Consider the following 19681-nt stretch of genomic DNA (forward strand, 5'->3'; position numbering starts at 1 on the left):
GTTTTCATCTATTATACTCAACTAAATGAAAAATAGTTTAAAAATTTTAAAAAATAGTTGACAGAGTGCCATACTATGTTTTATAGTTATTCCAACGATGGAAAATTAAATCATGACTCTTATCAAGAGAGGCGGAGGGAATAGGCCCAAAGATGCCCGGCAACCTGCAAGAAATTGCAAAGGTGCTAAATCCTACAGACTTATGTCTGAAAGATAAGAGGAGGAAATGTACGTGTACAGCGCCCTCTTCTTATGCGAAGAGGGCTTTTGTTTTATCTTCTGTGCCTTCTCGAACGATTTCCATCAAATCTACATTTAGGAGGAAATATCATGTCCGAATTCAAGCCTGAAACATTGTTACTTCACGGAGGTCAGCAACCTGATCCTGTTACAGGTGCAATCGCAGTTCCAATCTATCGCACAACGGCTTATGCTTTCAAAAACACGGAACATGCACGCAGACTATTCGCTCTTGAAGAGCCGGGGAATATTTATTCCCGCATCATGAACCCGACAGTCGATGTGTTTGAAAAACGTGTGGCATTGCTAGAAGGTGGCTCTGCAGCTGTTGCTCTATCTTCCGGTCAGGCGGCAGTTGCCTTCTCCATTTTAAATATCGCCAATGCGGGAGATGAAATTGTCTCTGCTGGATCATTGTATGGCGGAACATATAACTTATTTGCTAACACATTACCTCGTTGGGGCATTACAACAACATTTGTAGATGAAAGAGATCCGGAAAACTTCCGCAAAGCAATTACGGACAAAACAAAAGCAATCTATGCAGAAGTAGTAGGAAATCCTAGCTTAAATATTTTAGATATTGAAGCAGTAGCAGCAATTGCCCATGAACATGGCATTCCATTAATCATCGACAATACGTTCCCATCACCATATGGATGCAATCCAATTGATTTTGGAGCAGATGTTGTTATCCATTCAGCAACAAAATGGATTGGCGGCCACGGTACAACAATCGGTGGCGTTGTGGTAGATGCAGGAAAATTCGACTGGACACAAGGTCGATTCCCTGGTTTCACAGAGCCTGACCACACTTATCACGGCATCCGTTACGGCATCGATACAGCAGGCGCAGCTTTTGCAACAAAATTGCGCGTTCAATTATTGCGCGACTTGGGTCCAACTTTAGGTCCAGATGCGGCGTTCAGCTTCCTTCAAGGATTGGAAACTCTTCACCTCCGCTATCCAAGACATAGTGAAAATGCGGAAAAAGTAGTGGCGTTTTTGAAAAACCACCCATACGTGGAATACGTGAATTATCCTGGAGATGAATCATTCCCATCTCACAACCTTGCGAAAAAATATTTGAAAAACGGCTACGGTTCAATGGTGACATTTGGAATCAAAGGCGGACGCGATGCAGGCCGTGTAGTGATTGACAATGTGAAATTGTTCTCTCACGTGGCAAACGTCGGAGATGCAAGATCTTTGATCATTCATCCGGCTTCAACTACTCACCAACAATTGTCTCCTGAAGAATTGAAAATCGCCGGTGTAGGAGAAGAGCTCATCCGCTTATCCATCGGTTTGGAAAATGCTGATGACATTATCGCAGATTTAGACCAAGCTTTGGCAAAAGCCGCAGCAGAATTTGGCGTAAAAGCTTAAAGGATCATTTATCGCTCCCTCTCTTTGCATAGATGGAACAATATTCATTTGAAAAAAAGCTGTCCTGTTTTATTCAGGCAACGGAGCTCTTTCTCAGCAGATGAAAGACGGAGGGTTCCCGGCTCATTTGCCGCATGGAACCGAAATGGATATCGCGAGAAAAGCTGCCCATTTTCAGTGAATAGCCTGATTCCGGATTGCCGCCCATTCGCGGCATTCCGGAAGCCAACATCAAAAGCCGAAAGCCGCCCATTCGCGGCCGATTAAGAAAGACAAGATTATAAAGTTGCCCATTTGCAACGATTGAAAGATCAATGGTGCTGCCCATCCGCAGCTTCTCAGTTCTAATATAATAAGCGACGCCCCTTAATTGCCGGAAACATCGAACATCCGATCACTTTGCTTTATGATTGGTGGGAGCTGTATTCCCATTTGAATACAAATTCCATCCATTAAAGTGCTGACCTGTCATTTGGAAGAGATGATTGTTTTCATAGAATGACACCCCATCCTTTTTATATATACAAAACCTAGTAATTTAATTAGATTACTTGATATTTAAAGCGGAATCGTGTATATTATGAATAAGAGAATGATTTAATTCCATCGTTTTGATGATCCCCCCTATACTATAAGGAAAGCCTTTTACGGGCTTTCCTCCTTAACATATAAAGGAGCTGGTTCTCATGAAAAAGGTCTACAGCGCCCAAAATTTTGCGGCTTATATCATATATGAGTTAAACGAAACGAATACTTTTGTGAATGCAAAAGCGCTGCAGCATTTGCTGGCTGTGGTGAAGCAGCGCTGGGAAAGCGTTTTTGGATATAGTCCGTATAGAGAGAAAACGTATTCTTTATTGACGCACGGATATGTCGTGAAAGAAGTGCATGATGAATATAAAGAATATGGAGAGCGACTGATTACAGAGCCTGCAAAAGAATGGTACCTCAAATATGGAGATTTTCAATTGATCCGAAGACCTTATGCAGTTCCTGCCTTTTCAACGGAAGAAGAACAATTGATGAGAAAAATTTTAAATCAATATAGAAACGGATTATGGATGAATGCATCATAAGCAAGTGACTGGTCAGTACAAAAAGTACTGGCTTTTTTTATTACAAAAATAATGAATTTTGCTATATTATTATAATTGCATGACCTTCTGAAGAAAACAAATGTCCATCTTGGGTAGAATTCCCTTGTGTTCCTACGAAATATACGTTAAAATTTCTGTATGTTTCAAAAATTATTGATTTTTTCATCTGCTGAAAAGAGCGTTTGTGTACGATACACTCGCTGACCAAAATAGCGAAATTTTGATTGAAAGAAAGATGGAGGCGAAAAGATAATGGCAACAATCAAGGCGGCCATCTTAGGATTTGGCACGGTCGGTCAAGGCATTTACCATATATTAAACGAAAAAAGAGAAGATTTGCGAAAAAAATTGGGCGTTGAATTGGAAGTTGCAAAAATATTGGTCCGTGATACATCCAAAGAGCGCGTTCCCGGAACACGGCATCTATTGACGGATAATATTGAGGATTGTTTGTCGGTAAAAGGATTGCAAGTGGTGTTCGAAGCGATTGTAGGCGAGGAGCCTGCATACACATATTTGAAAAAAGCGATTATGAACAAATGCCATGTCATCACTGCAAACAAAGTGATGTTTGCCAAATACGGACTTGAGCTGCAGGAGCTGGCGAAACAACATGGCGTGTTTGTCGGATATGAAGCCACTGTTGCGGGCGGAGTGCCGGTAATCAAAACAATGAAAAATCTATTACTTGTCAACGATATTTCAAAAATTCAAGGGATATTAAACGGTACTTGCAATTACATTTTAACGAAAATGCGCGCAGAAGGATGGTCTTTCGACGAAGCATTGAAAGAGGCGCAGGCGCTTGGATATGCAGAAGCGGACCCTTATATGGATATTTCCGGCCAAGACGCTTTCAAAAAGCTGATGGTGTTATCGGCTTTGGCGTTTGGCGAGCAGCCGAACTGGGATGAAGTGAAAGTGGTCGGAATCGAGGATATTACGCCTGAGCAAGTGAGAAAGGCAAAAGAAAAGGGGCTTCGTTATCGCCACGTGGCAGAAGTGGAAAAATTGCCAGATGGCACAATTTTTGCCCAAGTTGGACCAATGCTTGTAAGCAAAGAACATCCATTGTATCCGATTGATGATGTATTTAATGCGGTGACAATGGAAACCAACTATATCGGAACATTGACATTGGTTGGTCCGGGTGCCGGAATGTATCCGACCGCCAGTGTGATGGTGGAAGACTATGCAGAAATTATCGGCAAACGTGCGGGTTTTGTCGTAACGATATAATCGTTTGTGCTTCTTGAAGGACTTTCTTTTTCCGTTTTCAAGAAGCGTTTTTTCTATAATGGAATTGGCCCGGATCTAGAATGGATGAGGTTGTTCCTGTCCAAAGCGATCAAGATTTGAAGATTGCAAGAAAGCGCTATGCCAAGGTACATGGCTGCATTCAATGAAGGCGCCATGTGTCATTGGCATAGTGCTTTTATTTTTTCATCAGCGGAATGAAAAAGGCTTCTAGTCTTCGTCTTTCACATCCAAGTCTTCAGGTATGGGGGTATTTTGCCAATATTCCATTTCTTCCTTCAACCGTTTCAATTGTTCGTGGTAAGTGTCGAATTGGGCGCTGTTGATGAGGAATTGTTCACCATCATGAACGGCTTTGATGCGCCCTTCATAAATGTAGCGCAGGACCATTTCTTCCGGCATGGAAATGTCTTTTGCTGTTTCGCTCACTGTTTTATACATGTTGATGACCCGCCTTTCATTTAGGATTTGTGGTATTACTGCAATCGGCAAAGGAAGGACAGCGGCATCCCGCTTTTCAATTTTACATTATTATGATACGAAGAGAAGAGAGTATTAACCGCCATCCAAAAAGATGCCAGATTTGAGGAATTATGGTAGCATTACGGTAATCGCATTTTTAACGGGAGGATTTGCAATGAATCTGCTGCCTTATATATTTGTGTTGCTTGCAGGGATTTTGTGGGGGACGACGGGGACAACCCAAACATTTTTGCAGGAAGGCATCTCGCCGATTGCCGTGGCGGGTGTCCGTTCGGCAATCGGAGGAGGTATATTGCTCATTGCGGTCCTCGTCATGAGAAGAATCCATTTCAAAAAATGGTCGTGGAGATGGACGATTTTGGCGGCTTTGGCAATAGCCCTGTTCCAATGTTTATTTTTTACGTCCATCCGTTTCGCGGGAGTTGCCGTCGGAACGGTCGTCACCATTGGAAGTTCACCGGTGTTTTCGGGAATAATGGAGTGGGTGATCTTCAAACGCCGTCCTGACCGGGTCTGGGGAATGGCGACATTGCTTGCCATTATCGGATGCATACTGCTGTTTGCGAACCGGGGGGAAACGGAGGTCCATCCTTTCGGAATCTTGCTTGCATTATGCGCGGGGATGATGTTCGCTCTTTATACCAATTTCAGCAAGCGATTGACGGAAAGGGAGGAGACATTGCCAAGCGTGGCGATGACCTTTACGTTATGCGCCCTGTTCTTATTGCCTTTTTCCGGGGATGGGGTTTCCTGGGTGTTTGAAGGGCAGAATTTTTGGCCAATGCTTTTTATGGGGATTGTTTCGACAAGTATGGCATACATATTTTATTTGACGGGTCTTGAAAAAATCAGCTCTTCTTCCGCGGTGACATTGTCATTGGCAGAGCCTCTGACGGCTGCGCTTTTGGGCGTCTTTTTGGTTGGGGAATATTTAAGTCCGATTAGCTGGATTGGCGTGATACTGCTTCTCGGAGGCATCATCGTGTTGACGTTTGGAAGCGGGAAGGCGGCAAAGAAAACGGAAAAGGCAAGTTCGCTGGAATGAGGCTGCTCAGGATGTTTACTTTAAGCGGTTTTCAATTCTTATTAAGAAAATCTTAAGATTTTCCTTCGCCATTTGGTAAGAATCATCCACTATGATAAAACTGTAAGGAAAAGAGATGAGGTGGTGCGAATGGATTTGACCGTGCTTGTCACAGACGATGATCAGGACATTCGTGACGGCATCGAAATCTATTTAAAAAATGAAGGATACAAAGTGTTGAAGGCAAAGGACGGAAAAGAAGCCCTCGATCTTCTTTCCAGACATGAAGTGCATTTGATTATTCTTGATATCATGATGCCGAATATGGACGGCATCCAGGCGACATTCAAAATCCGGGAGGAACGGAACATCCCCATCATCATGCTGAGTGCGAAGGCGGAAGATACAGACAAAATACATGGCCTTTCCATCGGTGCGGATGACTATATTACAAAACCTTTCCACCCATTGGAGCTTATGGCCCGGGTGAAATCTCAGCTCAGACGATATACGCAATTGGGTACATACAATGGAGGGGCTTCAAATACAAAAATTGAAGTGAATGGCCTGTCCATCGACAGGGAAGCGAAAGAAGTGCGTGTCAACGGGGAAGCGGTGAAGCTTACGCCAATTGAATATAAAATCACCGAACTGCTCTTGACGAATGCCGGACGCGTCTTCTCCATACAAGAAATCTATGAGAGGGTTTGGAACGAAGAAGCGTACAATGCGGAAAACATTGTGCCGGTGCACATCCGGAAAATCCGCGAAAAAATTGAGGCGGATCCGAAAAATCCAAGATATTTAAAGGTTGTGTGGGGAATTGGATACAAAATTGAAAAATAAGCTGGAAAACGGTTTGATGGGAATCAGCTTCATCGCATCCATCATCGGCATGATTTTTATTATCCGTTTCGCCATCCGTTTTTTGGCAAGCGAATGGAATACAATCATCACATTTTTTGTAAAAGTCTTTTGAGAAGGGGGAATTCGCATGGAAAATAAAATGAAACTCCTCCTCTCTCTTTTTCTTATTTCGTGGATCCTTTTTTCGCTGTATTTGCTGATTTCCTACGGTCCCCGATATGCAGGCAAGTCTTATTTCGATTCCGTGGGGTTTGAAGAAAATCTGGAACGCTTTAAAAACGGGCTGGAACGCTACGTTTTGGAACCCTTTGATGCGGAAGAGGCGAAAAAGCACATTTCTGTCACTCAGAAAGAAATCGAGCATCACCGCTATTATTACGGGTCCTTGACGGATCAGATTGAAGATATCAAATCCCAATATCAGGAACGGATTGACGGGGCCGCAAACGACGAGGAACTGCAAAAACTTTTGATTGAGGAACGGGACCAAAAAATTGAGGACATCCGGAAAAATTTTAGCGATGACCGTCACGTCGAAGAAAAAGTGCGCAAACAAAAGGAAGAAATCATCGACAAATATGCCGCTTTGGAAAAAGAAGGGGAAAAATCCTTTTTGGAAGAGTTCAATTATTTCGCCTATCATCTGCAAAATGTGGAGACGGGCGAAACGTTCCAATCGGGCGATGTGGATGCAGAAGCGGTATTTACGGAGAGTTTTGGTGACAAGGGCACCTATTTAGTCGTAAACGGCGCAAGAACGATCGATCCGGATGGGAATGAGGCCAATGGTATGTTTGAATATGACCATACATTAATGGATCCCGAAATCCGCATCCCGGGGCAAGTATCCCGCTACGAAGGAATAATTGCCATTCCGAAAACGATGATGAATAATGCTTATTTTCAAGAAGACTTTCAAAATTTTAATATTACGAAAATGATTTTATATGTTATTTGGGCCATCGCCATCTTCGCTTTGGCCGGGCTGTTGACGGTCGCCAAGCCTTCTTTGGGGGCGTTTTCCGGCCCAATCCGCCTGAAGGAATACTTCTTGAAGCTGCCGATCGATCTTCGCATCGGGACCACATTGATGGCCATCCTGTTCATGTCGTTATCGTTTGATGCTGCCGGCAATATTTTCCCGTTCCCTTTTTATGCGGATATTGGTTGGCTGCAATACGGAATTGAACTGGTTTTCAAATTTTTATTCATCTTTATTTTTACAAGCTTAAGCATATTGGGCACTTATTGGACCTGGGAAAGCGCGAACACCGAAGAAAAGATGAAGGAAGAATGGAGAAATTCCTTTCTGTACCGTTTATCCGACGGCATACAGGACTTATTCCTGGAACGGCCCATCGGCATACAGGCCATCGTGGTTTTGTCCATTGTATTTCTTGCCGGGTTCGGTTTTGCGGTCCTCTTTATGGAACCGACATTGATCTTGGTTTATGCTCCGTTGCTCCTTTTTATTGGATTGCCTGCCATTACGCTCTTTTTGAAAAATGCGGGATATTTGAACCGCATCATGAAGCAGACGGAGGAGATGGCGGAAGGGCGTTTGACGGCGGAGGTAGAGGTGAAAGGAAAATCGCCATTGGCCAAACATGCCCGGCATTTGAACGAACTGCAGGAAGGTGTCCGGAAATCTATGATGGAGCAGGCGAAAAGCGAGCGGCTGAAAACGGAATTGATTACCAATGTCAGCCATGATTTGCGCACGCCGCTCACTTCCATCATTACGTATACGGATTTATTGAAAAATCCTGAGATTACGGAGGAAGAACGGAAACGGTATATTGACATATTGGAGAATAAATCGCAGCGCCTAAAAACCCTCATCGAAGATTTGTTTGAAGTATCGAAGATGTCCAGCGGAAATGTGGAATTGAAAAGGGAGCGGATTGATTTGACCCAATTGTTGCAACAGGCGGTTGGGGAACACAAAGAAGATTTTGAACAGGCGAATTTGGATCTTCGGGTTACCCTTCCGGATGAGCCGCTTTACGCATATGTGGACGGCCAGAAGTGGTGGCGGATGATCGATAATTTAATCGTCAATGCGCTGAAATACTCGCTGAGTGGCACAAGGGTCTATGTGTCATTGAAAAAAGCCGGTTCCGCTGCGGAATTTACGGTGAAAAACATAGCGAACTATGAATTGGGAGACAATGTGGAGGAGTTGACGGAGCGGTTCAAGCGCGCGGATGAGTCGCGCCATACGGAAGGTTCGGGATTGGGGCTGGCCATCGCCCAATCGATCGTGGAATTGCACCATGGAAAATTGGAAATCGGCGTTGATGGAGATTTATTTAAAGTCGTTGTGACGGTGGCAGCGGAATGATTCTGGGTTGCGGAGGATTGTCCGCAACCTTTTTGTTTTTGGATGGCATACTTTCATAAAATAATAAATAGCTTATAGAGTGCAAGAGATTATTTTTGAAACCAAAAAGCCCATGAAACGTTTTGAAGGTGATGGACAATTTTGAAACTATCGTGTATCGTAAATTGAGTGAAAAAGAGTGTAAGGGGAAATATGTATGGAATTCATTGATTTGCTGAAAGCGCTCATCCTCGGTTTTGTCGAAGGGATGACGGAATTTGCTCCGGTTTCATCGACAGGACATATGATTATTGTCGATGATTTGTGGTTAAAGACGACCGAGTTTTTGGGGCAGGGATCCGCCAATACTTTTAAAGTGGTGATTCAGCTCGGTTCCATTTTGGCGGTCGTTGTCGTCATGTGGAAACGCATGTTGAGCCTTGTGGGTTTATACAAAATCGATGGACAAGAATATTCGAAAAGGTTTAATTTGCTTCATGTATTTGTAGGGATTCTTCCCGCCGGAGTGTTCGGATTTTTATTCGAAGATTATATCGATAACCATTTGTTCAGAACGGAAACGGTAATCTTCGGGCTGGTAGTAGGGGCATTATGGATGATTTTTGCCGACAAATTTGGACCGAAACGGCCGACTGTGACAACGTTGGACAAACTATCTTACGGTAAAGCTTTCAAAATCGGATTGATCCAGTGCCTATCCTTATGGCCGGGATTTTCCCGCTCCGGCGCGACCATCGCCGGCGGGGTGGTCATGGGGCTTGACCATAAAACGGCCTCCGATTTTACGTTTATTATGGCCGTACCGATTATGGCGGGTGCAAGCGGATTGTCTTTGGTGAAAAACTGGGATCAAATCAACCCGGATCATGTTTGGTTTTACGTTGTAGGATTTATCAGCGCCTTTATCTTTGCGTTAATTGCCATTAAATTCTTCCTGAAATTAATTTCACGCATTAAGCTCGTGCCGTTTGCGCTTTACCGGTTGGTGCTGGCGGCGGTATTGCTGATTGTGCTGTTCGTGTTTTGATAACGGCCTTCATCAGCATTTACAAATCGCTTAAGTCAAATAAAAAGGAGCAGTTGCCCCAACGGCTGCTCCTTTTCCTTTTTCGGGAAGATTCGCCTGTGCTGTATTTAATTGATCTGCCTCATTGACAATTCCGGTTTGGACTAAAAAGGTGTTCATTTTTTCCTCTCCTCTGCGATGGCGGCACGCAATTGCTCAGGTATGCGCGCTACTTTTTTCTTTTTTAAATCAAAAAAGCAGCCCCTCTGTTTTCCTTTGCAATGTACCGTGTCCCCGACAATGATTTCAAACGCCATTTCCCAGCTGGAATTCCCCATCTTCTCCAGCCGGCATCGTCCAATCGGCCGGTCAAAAATCGTCAGCGGCAAAAGATAATCAACCTCGGTGTGCATTAAGATCGGTGAAATATCCGATTTCATCATTTCTCTCAGCGGATAAGTGGCATTCAGGAATTCCATCCGCAAATCTTCAAACCAGCGGACGTAGACGATATTGCTGACAATGCCCATCGCATCGATATCATAAGCCTGAACCTGCAGTTTTTTCTCAATCAGCAACGTGACACCCCCTCAAATACTCGTTGGCCACAGAACATAAATAACACCGGGGAAATGGCCGGTCAATATTTACTGCTTACAGAATGGATAGTAAGGCAACGGTGTTGCCCAGGCGGAATGTTTCGTCCTGTTTTCGGAAAAAAATTCCACAATCGGCCGATTGCGGAATTTTGTAAAAATGTTGTGTAAAGGAACCGGGTGCGACAGGCAAAGAACCGGTTGCCTCCAACTTAATCATTGAATAAATTGAACAATCCTCCGATGCCGCCTTCACCTGTGTCCCTGCCTCCTCCCCCTTTGGAAACAGGGGCGGCTGCGAATACGCGGCTTGCAAGACGGGAGAATGGCAATGATTGAATCCACACAGTGCCCGGACCTCTTAAAGTCGCGAAGAAGATACCTTCTCCACCAAACAGCGCCGTTTTGATGCCGCCAACCGCTTCAATGCTATAGTCCACTTCCGAAGTCATGGCGACAAAGCAGCCTGTATCTACCCGAATGACTTCGCCAGGCAACAAGTCTTTTTTGTGAATGGCGCCCCCGGCATGTATGAACGCCATGCCATCTCCTTCAAGTTTTTGCATGATGAATCCTTCTCCGCCGAAGAACCCGACGGATATTTTGCGCTGGAATTCTACGCCGACAGAAACACCTTTGGCGGCAGCCAAAAAGGCATCCTTTTGACAGATGATTTTTCCATTATATTGGCTTAGATCCATAGGGATGATTTTTCCAGGGTAAGGCGCAGCAAAATATACCCGTTTTTTTCCTGCTCCTACATTGGTAAAGGTCGTCATAAACAAACTTTCCCCGGTAAGCAGACGTTTTCCGGCGCCCATCAATTTCCCCATGAGTCCTCCGCTGCTTTTGGAGGATCCATCGCCGAAAATCGTTTCCATCTTTATGCCATCATCCATCATCATTAAATTTCCCGCTTCTGCGATGACCGTTTCGTTCGGATCCAGTTCGACCTCGACGTACTGCATATCATCGCCGTAAAGTTTGTAATCAATTTCGTGATTATTCATGTCGTTTCCTCCTTTTGCATTTACTTAAATATATACGACATCCGCCGACGCATGTCCTTGTGAACATTTTATAATTCTATTATTTTGTGAATTCCCGAGAAAAAAAGGGAATTAACGAGAAAATGTTGAATAAGTATAACAATAATACATTCATAATATAAGGAGGGTGCTATGGAATTAAAAAACTATATCAATGGCCGATGGATTGATCAGGATTTGGAAAAAGCGGCGGTCATCAATCCTGCAACCGGCGAGGAATTGGCAAAGGTCCCTCTTTCAACCGAAAATGAAGTGGACGAAGCGGTACGTTCGGCAAAACAGGCGCAGAAAAAATGGGCACTCGTTCCGGCTCCAAAACGGGCGGAATATTTATATGAAATCGGCAATAAGCTGAAGGAAAAGAAAGAGTATCTTGCTGAAATCCTCACAAAAGAAATGGGAAAGGTGATTGAAGAAGCGCGGGGCGAAGTGCAGGAAGGCATTGATATGGCTTTTTATATGGCTGGAGAGGGCAGACGGTTATTTGGCGAAACGACACCTTCCGAATTGCCGAATAAGTTCGCCATGAGCGTCAGAAGCCCTGTAGGGGTTGTCGGCATCATTACACCGTGGAATTTCCCCATTGCCATCGCTTCGTGGAAGTCGTTTCCGGCCATCGTTGCGGGCAACGCAGTGGTGTGGAAACCTTCCGTAGAAACCCCTCTTATGGCATACGAATTAGGAAAAATCATCGAAGAAGTGGGGCTGCCGGAAGGTGTTTTTAATATTGTTTTCGGAACGGGTCAGGTTGTTGGAACGGCGCTCATTGAACATCCGGATGTAAAAGTGATTTCTTTCACAGGCTCCAATGAAACGGGACGCAAAGTGGCAGAGTTGGGCGGCCGGCATTTAAAAAAGGTTTCCCTTGAAATGGGAGGAAAAAATGCCGTCATTGTCATGGATGATGCGGATTTAAATTTGGCGGTGGAAGGAATTGTTTGGAGCGCTTTTGGAACGACAGGCCAAAGATGCACCGCTTGCAGCCGGGTCATTGTCCATAAAGACGTAAAAAGCGAGCTGGAGGAGAGGCTTGTTGCTGCCGTAAGCAATTTAACAATCGGCAATGGCCTAGATCCAAATGTGAAAGTGGGGCCGGTGATCAACAGGGCGGCATTGGAAAAAATTTATCACTATGTCCAAGTTGGCAAAAAAGAAGGAGCAAAGCTGTTAACGGGTGGAGAAATCATTACGACCCCTCCTTTTGATCGGGGCTTCTACTTCGAGCCTACCATTTTTACCGATGTGAAGCCCGATATGGTGATTGCCCAAGAGGAAATTTTTGGACCGGTGCTCAGCATCATCGAAGTGGAAAGTTTGGAAGAAGCAATCGAAGTAAATAATAGTGTAAAGTATGGATTATCCAGCTCCATTTTCTCGCAGGATGTCAATCGGATATTCCAGGCGCAGCGGGATTTGGATACGGGGATTGTATACGTGAATGCAGGAACGATAGGGGCTGAAATCCACTTGCCGTTCGGAGGAACAAAGGGGACAGGAAACGGCCATCGGGATTCCGGCCAGGCATCGTTGGATGTTTTTACCGAATGGAAAAGTATATATGTGGATTACAGCGGCAAACTTCAGCGGGCACAAATTGATACAAACTGATTATTAAGTAAAGGGGATGTTTGGCATGAAAGTAGTAGTGTTAGGTGCAGGACTAATGGGGAAAGAAGTAGCGCGGGATTTAGACAACAGCGATAAAGTGGAAAAAGTATTTTTGGCGGATTTGGATTTGGCAATTGCGACTGAATTTATACAGGAAGCAAATTTGCAAAAAACGGAAGCGGTGCAATGCGATGCGGAGAACGAGGAGCAATTGCGCGAAGTGATTGCCAAAGGCGATGTGTGCGTAAATGCGCTGTTTTACAAATATAATGAACAGGTGGCAAAAGCGGCCATTGATGTAGGCGTACATGCCGTTGATTTAGGCGGACATATCGGAAATATCACGGAAAACGTGCTGAAACTTCATGAACAGGCAAAGGAAAAAAATGTGACGATTATCCCGGATTTAGGTTTGGCCCCGGGAATGATTAATATTTTAGTGGGTTACGGTGCATCGAAATTGGATAAAGTAGATTCCATCCAGCTGTATGTGGGAGGCATTCCTGTCAAGCCGGAACCTCCTTTGAATTACACGCGCGTGTTTTCGCTTGAAGGGGTTTTCGATCATTATACGCAGCCTTCAAAAATAATCAGGGATGGACAATTGGTGGAAGTGGATTCTTTGTCCGGATTAGAGCCGATTTATTTTGAGCAGTTCGGAACACTGGAAGCATTCTATACTTCCGGCGGAACCTCCACACTCTACAAAACATTTCCGAATGTCAAAACCCTTGAATATAAGACGGTCCGTTATAAAGGGCATGCGGAACAATTCCGGCTTCTGAGGGAATTGGGATTCTTCGATCAGGATAATGTGGTCGAAGTGGGCGGAGTGAAAGTGAAAGTGCGCGATGTCGTCCGGGAAGCGTTAAAGAAAAAATTATACTTGGGCAAAAAACAGGATGCTGTTGTCCTTCGCGCAATCATTGTCGGAGAAAAATCCGGAGAACAAGTCACTTATGAATACGAAACGATTATAAAACGGGAGGAAGACTCGGATGTCACGGCGATGGCGAAAGCGACTGCCGGTACCGTGGCTTCCGTGGCAATCATGATTGGCGATGGTACAATTTCAAAACGAGGAGTGTATCCGCCGGAAACGATTGTTCCTGGGAAAGAATATATTGAAAAAATGAATAAACGCGGCGTTGTAATTAAAGAAACATCCCACCGCTCATCCATTGTGAAATGGTGATGCTTGAGAGATGCCGCGATGCAAAAACGTGAAGTGTCAGACTTCACGTTTTTTATTCTTTAAACGGAAAGGCAGTTATCGGACATATATTAAAAGGGGTCCATTTGCACTGGGGAGAGGTGCAAGTGCACAAGAGGGCTCCATCTGAGATGAAGGAAGCGTAAGCGCCCAAGTTGAGGGGATATCTACCCAAGAAGGAAGCGTAAGTGCCCAAGTTGAGGCGAAATCTGCCCAAGAATGGAGCATAAGCGCCCAAGTTGAGGGGATATCTGCCCAAGAAGGAAGCACAAGCGCCCGAGCTGGGGCTTCATTTGCCCAAGAAGGAAGCACAAGCGCCCAAGATGGGGTGTATTCTGCCCAAGAAGGGAACATAAGAGCCCGAGCTGAGGCTTCATCCGCCCAAGAAGGAAATGCAAGAGTCCAAGAAGGAAACATAAGAGCCTGAGCCGGGTTTTTTTGTACAAGCGCCGCTCCATTAGGCGTGTGGGTTTATATCCGCACAAGTGCGCGTTCCAAAAGCGCAAGAGATCTATCAGTACAAAGGCATCTCCGCAGCACAAACCGAATGCGCTTCCAGAAAGCGGAGCAAATAAAAATCCCCCTGCTCCCATTGGCAAGGGGGATTCATTTTTTATCTGTTATTTTTCGCCAATATTTCGCTTACTGTTACACATTCATAACCTTCCTGCTCCAGATATGTCAGTACACTTTCGAGGCCGTCAGCAGTGGACTGATGAATATCATGCATCAGGATGATGGCGCCGTCATGCAGTTTGGCTTGAACAAACGGCAATAATTTATTTGGGTCACGATATTTCCAGTCGTACGTATCGATAGTCCACAGAACGACAGGGATTTCAACCACACTTTCCACCATCCGGTTCGTTGCCCCATAAGGAGGTCTGAACACCGTCGGATATTCCCCGGTTACATCGTGTATCACCTTGCTTGTATGATCGATTTGCCAAGCTGTCTGGGATGTGGTTTGTTTAGTTAAAACGGGATGGTTATATGAATGGTTGCCAATTTCATGTCCGCGGTTCAGAACTTCAAGCGCGATGTCCCGGTTTTTCTCCACCTGTTTTCCAAGCATGAAGAACGTAGCCTTTGCGTTGTGTTTTTCGAGTATATCCAGAATCTGTTTTGTTACTTGCGGATGTGGCCCGTCATCAAAAGTTAACGCGACTTTCTTTTTCGGAGTCAAAATCGTTACTTTGCTTGCTTCCCCGTTTTGGAAATCAGTTGCCAATATCGGATTCAAGAAAGATGTAGGGATGTTGATTACTGCCGAGCCCGCAAGTTCCTGGGCAACTTCCCCCTGGTTAAAATAAAATGCGATGGAGTCATTCATAATGGCAAACCGGTTTAAATCATCCCAATCGGATAATGCGTCATCAAGTTTTTCTTCCAACAAATCTTTGCCGTAAGTTTTTTTCAGTTCGGAACGCAAATAGTTTGCGAGCAAATGGAAATATTCAGTATTCTGATTGAGCAATGCGCCGGATTCGACGATGTCCCCGGTATCTTTATGAAAAACGATCGTTTTGAAGGATTCATGAGAGGAATCTTGATCCAATGATAATCGTTTTTTCAAGACGATTGAGTAATATTGCCGGTTCCAATCATAAATATCCGTTGAAATGTTTAAATCGCCGCTCGCATGATTGTTGCCCGCTTTGTGCATTTCAACTAATGTATTGATATAATCGTTCTTAACTTGTTCTATGTATTGATTAATTATTCCATTCACCTGATTGAAAGGTGTTTTTGGATATTCCAAAGAATATGATATTAATTTATTTGCAGATGTTTCCGAAATTAATGGAATATCAGCAAACGCTGTGCTTCTTTCTTCAATAAGAGAGGAAGTTTCCACAGGATATTTGGTCGTAGCCGAAACGGTCGGCTGTTGAAACTTAAAATGTCCTGTCATGAAAGTTGTTATGATAATCATTGTTGTTAAAGTAATAATAGAGCCTATTAAAAGAGAATCTATCCATGCACCACGTTTTGATTTGCGGCGTCGTTTCATAATTGGCAACCCCTCTCGTAGACATCTTTCTTGAAAAGTTTTTTCAGCCGATTAGAAAGCTTGAGATTTGCCATCCCGTTCGGTATGATGGCAAGGAAGAAAAGGAGAATGAGACTATGACAAACGAAAAGAAGGATGAATTGGCGCTTGATTGTCTGCTGCTCGCGGGACAAATTATGATGGAAAGCGGTGCTGAGACATACCGTGTCGAGGATACGATGCTCAGAATGGCGCGCTCCCAAAATTTAGATGCCCAAAGTTATGTGACGCCAACGGGAATCATTCTTTCTTTAGGAGAAAAACAAAAAACCAAAATCATCTCTATTTCCAGCAGGATTACAGACTTGTATAAAATTGCCAAGGTAAATGAAGTTTCGAGGAAACTTACACTTAAAATAATAACATTAGATGAAGCCTATGACGAGCTGAGATTTATACAAAAAACTAATTATTTTTTGCCAATTTGGTTACAAATTTTTATGTCCGCGGTATCAAGCGCATGTTTTTTAATTTTGTTTAGAGGAAATTGGACCGATATGCCTGCCGCTTTTTTGGCGGGCGGAGCGGGCTACTTGGCGCTTCTTTTGATGCAACATTTAACGAAAGTGAAATTTTTCTCCGAGTTTTTCGCTTCTTTTGTCGTGGCCCTGGTTGCATTTTTAGCCGTAACATCCGGTTATGGGAATGAACTTGATAAAATCATTATTAGCGGTGTGATGCCGCTTGTTCCGGGAATTTTGATCACCAATGCCGTCCGCGATCTGATGGCCGGCCATTTGACGGCCGGTATTGCGAAAGGCACGGAAGCCTTTTTAACAGCCTTCGCCATTGGTTCAGGCGTAGCGATTGTCGTGGCAATTCATTAAGGAGAAATGATTATGGAATATTTGGTTCAATTAGTCTTTAGTTTTCTCGCAACGGCAAGTCTTTGTGTCATTTTCAACGCACCCGTTAAGGCCATTCCCTATTGCGGATTAGTCGGTGCGGCTGGATGGATGATCTATTATATCGCTTTGGAAGAGCAATTGGCGGAGGTCATCGCCGCTTTTTTAGGAGCCTTTTTTGTAGCAGTTTGCGCCCAAGGGTATGCAAGAAGGCTGAAAACACCGATGATTGTGTTTATTGTTTCAGGCATCATTCCTTTAGTCCCTGGAGGCCTGGCATACAATACGATGCGCTATTTTGTGGAGCAGAATTATACGTTGGGACTGGAAACCGGAATCCGGGCGTTTTTAATTTCCGGAGCCATTGCCATGGGAATTGTATTTTCTGAAGTCATCTTCCAATTATTTGTAAAATTTATGACGAAAGGAAGGACTTCCATGCAATCATTTATTCGAAACAAAAGAAGATTATAAAAGCTGCTCAAGAATGTGAGCAGCCTTTTTTTGGTTTAAGAGGAGATCAGTTGAGGGATTTTTTCGGCCGTGACCGGTTTGCTAATGAAAAATCCCTGGATGGCGTCACATCCATACTGTTTCAATAGTTGTTTTTGTTCTTCCGTTTCGACGCCTTCCGCAATGACTGTCAAATTCATGGATTTTCCGAAATGGACGATGCCGTTGATTAAACGTTGGGTTTTTTCCGATTGGGTAAGGGAACGTATATACATTTGGTCGATTTTCAATGTTTGAATCGGCAAAAGCTGCATGTACCGGAAAGATGCATATCCAGTGCCGAAGTCGTCCAAAACAAAGGTGATGCCTTCCTCTTCCAATGTACGCATTTGTTGAATGATTGATGTTTCCGCTTCGGCTTCCAATGCAAATTTTTCCGTAATTTCGATTTGGATGAGATGGGCAGGGCAGCCGGTTTTCATCAATGTTTCCAATATGAATTTCGCCATGTTTTTATCCCTGAATTCCCTTACCGATAAGTTGATGCCCACTTTCATTTCGATGCCTTGCTGCTGCCACGCAACCGCCTGGCGACATGCTTCTTCAATGATAAAAGAACCGATCTGGTTAATTAATCCTGTTTCTTCGGCGATTGGAATCAGCTCGTCCGGACTCACCACGCCGATCTCCTTGTCATCCCAACGGACAAGCGCTTCCACCGCATCAATTTTGCCGGTTTTTAAATCCGCTTGCGGTTGATACAATACTTTCAAATGATGCTGGTCCAGGGCAGTCAACAACCGCTTTTCAATAATCGATTTGCGGTTCAATTTTTTATGGTCGGCTTCCGAAAGGGATAAAATGTTATCCCCGCCGGCTTTGCGGACCTGGGCAATCGTTTCAAGGGAAGCGTTCATCAATTGGATGAAGTTTGATTGGTCTTGCGGGGAGCGGGTGATTCCTCCGCTCACTGTAATCGGCATTGCCCGATTGCCGATGTAGATCGGATTTTGTTTTAAATAAGTCAAAAATCCCTGGATAAACCATTCGCCAAGAGGCGTAATGACAACGAAATCGCTTTCGTTGATGCGGGCAAGCACACTGTCCTGGAAATAAATTTTTAAGCGCTTGGAAAATTCCAAAATAAAGTTGTTTTCAATTTCAACGTTATGAAGTTCTTTCAATGTATAGAATTTATCGATGCTTAAATAAACGAAGTAGAAATGTTGCTGCTCGGCGATCATTTCTTTTACAATTTCTTCTAGGCGGTGGACATTCATTAAACCGGTCTCTGTATCGACATAAGCGATTTTTTCCAGCTTTTGTTGCAATTCTTTTTCATGTGTAATATCTTGCTCAATCAAAATAAAACGATACTGCTGTTCATTGTGGGAATAAGTGGGGATGGCCGTCAAATGCACCCAATAGGTTTCGCCGGTCTTCTTTATTTTTTGGACATCCCCCTGCCAAATTTTTCCATTGTTTATGGAGTTCCAAATCGTATCGGCGATTTGCCGGCTTTCCTCGTTCTCAGGAAACATCTGCCAGAAATTTTTTCTTAATACCCGTTTTGGCGTCCATTTGCTTGTTTTTAAAAATAATGGATTGCAATTGATAATGAAGCCCTCATGGTCCAACGTAATCATCATAAAAGTTGAAAAAAGGCCGTTTTTTAAATCGTACAGTTCTTGTTCCGATTCTCCAAGAATGGAAAATCGCTCTTCCGGAAGGCAATAAAAAGCGATGCATGGTTCATTGTTAATCATGCATGGGATGATGATTAAATCCGCTTTGCTAAGTGTTTCATTTTTGTGCGTTAATTGTATATGATTGATTCGAAAACATTCCTGAGCATCCAATATGCGCTTCCATGTATTTTCGGATAAAGTAGATAATAATTGTTCCTTTAATGATCCCGGAGTTTGAAAATCCTGTATAGCATAACCGAAATACTGTTCACATATGGAATTCCAGATGGCAACTTGACCGTCTTGATTTAATGCAAAAGATGGAAAAGGAGCCTTCAAAAGCAAATTTTCTTCATAACTTTGCAATATATCAACATTCATGCTATTTTCTTCTCCTTGCGAATCGTTATTTTATACCATGTTCATTATAAATAATTTAAAGGAAATCGTCACCATAGTAAGTCCATCG

General features: G+C 43.7%; 19 protein-coding genes and 1 riboswitch. Of the genes, 12 read left to right on the forward strand and 7 right to left on the reverse strand.

Going from position 1 to position 19681, the window contains the following annotated elements; translation table 11 throughout:
- Positions 1–116 precede the first annotated feature (116 nt).
- Positions 117–220: riboswitch (SAM riboswitch) on the forward strand.
- Positions 221–330: 110 nt separating this feature from the next.
- The gene (locus tag NST62_RS00390) at positions 331–1629 is read left to right on the forward strand and encodes an O-acetylhomoserine aminocarboxypropyltransferase/cysteine synthase family protein (protein WP_141601102.1); all 1299 of its coding nucleotides are present in this window, start codon (positions 331–333) and stop codon (positions 1627–1629) included.
- Between the two features lie 73 nt (positions 1630–1702).
- On the opposite strand, the gene NST62_RS00395 is transcribed toward NST62_RS00390, so the two are convergent.
- Positions 1703–1957 (reverse strand): hypothetical protein, encoded by a 255-nt coding sequence (locus tag NST62_RS00395; RefSeq protein ID WP_141601103.1) that lies wholly within the window; start codon positions 1955–1957, stop codon positions 1703–1705.
- Between the two features lie 358 nt (positions 1958–2315).
- Between NST62_RS00395 and NST62_RS00400 the strand changes: the two genes are divergently transcribed.
- A complete protein-coding gene (locus tag NST62_RS00400) occupies positions 2316–2705 on the forward strand; it encodes a hypothetical protein (RefSeq protein WP_141601104.1) in 390 nt (129 codons plus the stop codon).
- A gap of 273 nt (positions 2706–2978) precedes the next feature.
- Positions 2979–3965: a homoserine dehydrogenase gene (locus NST62_RS00405; protein WP_141601105.1), complete on the forward strand. Its 987-nt coding sequence runs from the start codon at positions 2979–2981 to the stop codon at positions 3963–3965.
- Between the two features lie 228 nt (positions 3966–4193).
- Here the strand turns inward: NST62_RS00405 and NST62_RS00410 are convergent, their stop codons facing one another.
- Entirely contained in the window at positions 4194–4424 is a 231-nt protein-coding gene (locus NST62_RS00410; protein WP_141601106.1) for a DNA-binding protein, read from the reverse strand.
- A 196-nt stretch (positions 4425–4620) separates the two neighbouring features.
- Between NST62_RS00410 and NST62_RS00415 the strand changes: the two genes are divergently transcribed.
- The 5 genes from NST62_RS00415 (at position 4621) to NST62_RS00435 (ending at position 9728) form a co-directional block, all read left to right on the forward strand.
- Complete coding sequence (locus NST62_RS00415; RefSeq protein WP_141601107.1) at positions 4621–5511, forward strand: EamA family transporter; 891 nt, start codon at positions 4621–4623, stop codon at positions 5509–5511.
- Between the two features lie 129 nt (positions 5512–5640).
- Positions 5641–6336 carry a response regulator transcription factor gene (locus NST62_RS00420; protein ID WP_141601108.1) on the forward strand — a complete coding sequence of 232 codons (696 nt, stop codon included), beginning with the start codon at positions 5641–5643 and terminating at the stop codon, positions 6334–6336.
- Positions 6314–6469: a hypothetical protein gene (locus tag NST62_RS00425; protein WP_181733143.1), complete on the forward strand. Its 156-nt coding sequence runs from the start codon at positions 6314–6316 to the stop codon at positions 6467–6469. Before NST62_RS00420 ends, NST62_RS00425 begins: the two co-directional genes overlap by 23 nt.
- Positions 6470–6484: 15 nt before the next feature.
- The gene (locus NST62_RS00430; RefSeq protein WP_141601109.1) at positions 6485–8701 is read left to right on the forward strand and encodes a HAMP domain-containing sensor histidine kinase; all 2217 of its coding nucleotides are present in this window, start codon (positions 6485–6487) and stop codon (positions 8699–8701) included.
- 196 nt (positions 8702–8897) lie between these two features.
- Positions 8898–9728, forward strand: coding sequence for an undecaprenyl-diphosphate phosphatase (locus NST62_RS00435; RefSeq protein ID WP_141601110.1), 831 nt, complete (start codon positions 8898–8900; stop codon positions 9726–9728).
- 30 nt (positions 9729–9758) lie between these two features.
- Here NST62_RS00435 and NST62_RS00440 read toward each other — a convergent pair whose 3' ends face one another.
- From NST62_RS00440 to NST62_RS00450, 3 genes are all read right to left on the reverse strand, one after another.
- A complete protein-coding gene (locus NST62_RS00440) occupies positions 9759–9887 on the reverse strand; it encodes a hypothetical protein (RefSeq protein WP_281279177.1) in 129 nt (42 codons plus the stop codon).
- Positions 9884–10285 (reverse strand): thioesterase family protein, encoded by a 402-nt coding sequence (locus NST62_RS00445; RefSeq protein WP_342463016.1) that lies wholly within the window; start codon positions 10283–10285, stop codon positions 9884–9886. The genes NST62_RS00440 and NST62_RS00445 overlap by 4 nt, the downstream gene beginning before the upstream one ends.
- A gap of 230 nt (positions 10286–10515) precedes the next feature.
- A complete protein-coding gene (locus NST62_RS00450) occupies positions 10516–11313 on the reverse strand; it encodes a TIGR00266 family protein (protein WP_141601111.1) in 798 nt (265 codons plus the stop codon).
- 171 nt (positions 11314–11484) lie between these two features.
- Here NST62_RS00450 and NST62_RS00455 point away from each other — a divergent pair, with 171 nt between their 5' ends.
- Both NST62_RS00455 and NST62_RS00460 read left to right on the forward strand, forming a co-directional pair.
- A complete protein-coding gene (locus NST62_RS00455) occupies positions 11485–12960 on the forward strand; it encodes an aldehyde dehydrogenase family protein (protein WP_328219751.1) in 1476 nt (491 codons plus the stop codon).
- Between the two features lie 25 nt (positions 12961–12985).
- On the forward strand, positions 12986–14155 hold the full coding sequence (locus NST62_RS00460; protein ID WP_342463017.1) for a saccharopine dehydrogenase C-terminal domain-containing protein: 1170 nt from the start codon (positions 12986–12988) through the stop codon (positions 14153–14155).
- A gap of 631 nt (positions 14156–14786) precedes the next feature.
- On the opposite strand, the gene NST62_RS00465 is transcribed toward NST62_RS00460, so the two are convergent.
- The gene (locus tag NST62_RS00465; RefSeq protein WP_141601114.1) at positions 14787–16187 is read right to left on the reverse strand and encodes a polysaccharide deacetylase family protein; all 1401 of its coding nucleotides are present in this window, start codon (positions 16185–16187) and stop codon (positions 14787–14789) included.
- A gap of 116 nt (positions 16188–16303) precedes the next feature.
- On the opposite strand from NST62_RS00465, the gene NST62_RS00470 reads away from it, so the two are divergent.
- Both NST62_RS00470 and NST62_RS00475 read left to right on the forward strand, forming a co-directional pair.
- Positions 16304–17053, forward strand: coding sequence for a threonine/serine exporter family protein (locus NST62_RS00470; RefSeq protein WP_141601115.1), 750 nt, complete (start codon positions 16304–16306; stop codon positions 17051–17053).
- 12 nt (positions 17054–17065) lie between these two features.
- Positions 17066–17545 (forward strand): threonine/serine exporter family protein, encoded by a 480-nt coding sequence (locus NST62_RS00475; protein ID WP_141601116.1) that lies wholly within the window; start codon positions 17066–17068, stop codon positions 17543–17545.
- A 35-nt stretch (positions 17546–17580) separates the two neighbouring features.
- Here the strand turns inward: NST62_RS00475 and NST62_RS00480 are convergent, their stop codons facing one another.
- Positions 17581–19593, reverse strand: coding sequence for a GGDEF domain-containing phosphodiesterase (locus NST62_RS00480; protein ID WP_141601117.1), 2013 nt, complete (start codon positions 19591–19593; stop codon positions 17581–17583).
- Positions 19594–19681 lie beyond the last annotated feature (88 nt).

The sequence above is a fragment of the Ureibacillus sp. FSL K6-8385 genome (genome assembly GCF_038593155.1).
Lineage (GTDB): Bacteria > Bacillota > Bacilli > Bacillales_A > Planococcaceae > Ureibacillus > Ureibacillus terrenus.

What these genes read in the sequence shown, in the direction of transcription:
- NST62_RS00410 (WP_141601106.1), bottom strand. Translation starts at nt 4,424, where the DNA reads ATGTATAAAACAGTGAGCGAAACAGCAAAAGACATTTCCATGCCGGAA.
- NST62_RS00440 (WP_281279177.1), bottom strand. Translation starts at nt 9,887, where the DNA reads ATGAACACCTTTTTAGTCCAAACCGGAATTGTCAATGAGGCAGATCAA.
- NST62_RS00435 (WP_141601110.1), top strand. Translation starts at nt 8,898, where the DNA reads ATGGAATTCATTGATTTGCTGAAAGCGCTCATCCTCGGTTTTGTCGAA.
- NST62_RS00415 (WP_141601107.1), top strand. Translation starts at nt 4,621, where the DNA reads ATGAATCTGCTGCCTTATATATTTGTGTTGCTTGCAGGGATTTTGTGG.
- NST62_RS00475 (WP_141601116.1), top strand. Translation starts at nt 17,066, where the DNA reads ATGGAATATTTGGTTCAATTAGTCTTTAGTTTTCTCGCAACGGCAAGT.
- NST62_RS00480 (WP_141601117.1), bottom strand. Translation starts at nt 19,593, where the DNA reads ATGAATGTTGATATATTGCAAAGTTATGAAGAAAATTTGCTTTTGAAG.
- NST62_RS00465 (WP_141601114.1), bottom strand. Translation starts at nt 16,187, where the DNA reads ATGAAACGACGCCGCAAATCAAAACGTGGTGCATGGATAGATTCTCTT.
- NST62_RS00460 (WP_342463017.1), top strand. Translation starts at nt 12,986, where the DNA reads ATGAAAGTAGTAGTGTTAGGTGCAGGACTAATGGGGAAAGAAGTAGCG.
- NST62_RS00400 (WP_141601104.1), top strand. Translation starts at nt 2,316, where the DNA reads ATGAAAAAGGTCTACAGCGCCCAAAATTTTGCGGCTTATATCATATAT.
- NST62_RS00430 (WP_141601109.1), top strand. Translation starts at nt 6,485, where the DNA reads ATGGAAAATAAAATGAAACTCCTCCTCTCTCTTTTTCTTATTTCGTGG.
- NST62_RS00455 (WP_328219751.1), top strand. Translation starts at nt 11,485, where the DNA reads ATGGAATTAAAAAACTATATCAATGGCCGATGGATTGATCAGGATTTG.
- NST62_RS00470 (WP_141601115.1), top strand. Translation starts at nt 16,304, where the DNA reads ATGACAAACGAAAAGAAGGATGAATTGGCGCTTGATTGTCTGCTGCTC.
- NST62_RS00420 (WP_141601108.1), top strand. Translation starts at nt 5,641, where the DNA reads ATGGATTTGACCGTGCTTGTCACAGACGATGATCAGGACATTCGTGAC.
- NST62_RS00450 (WP_141601111.1), bottom strand. Translation starts at nt 11,313, where the DNA reads ATGAATAATCACGAAATTGATTACAAACTTTACGGCGATGATATGCAG.
- NST62_RS00395 (WP_141601103.1), bottom strand. Translation starts at nt 1,957, where the DNA reads ATGGGCAGCACCATTGATCTTTCAATCGTTGCAAATGGGCAACTTTAT.
- NST62_RS00405 (WP_141601105.1), top strand. Translation starts at nt 2,979, where the DNA reads ATGGCAACAATCAAGGCGGCCATCTTAGGATTTGGCACGGTCGGTCAA.
- NST62_RS00390 (WP_141601102.1), top strand. Translation starts at nt 331, where the DNA reads ATGTCCGAATTCAAGCCTGAAACATTGTTACTTCACGGAGGTCAGCAA.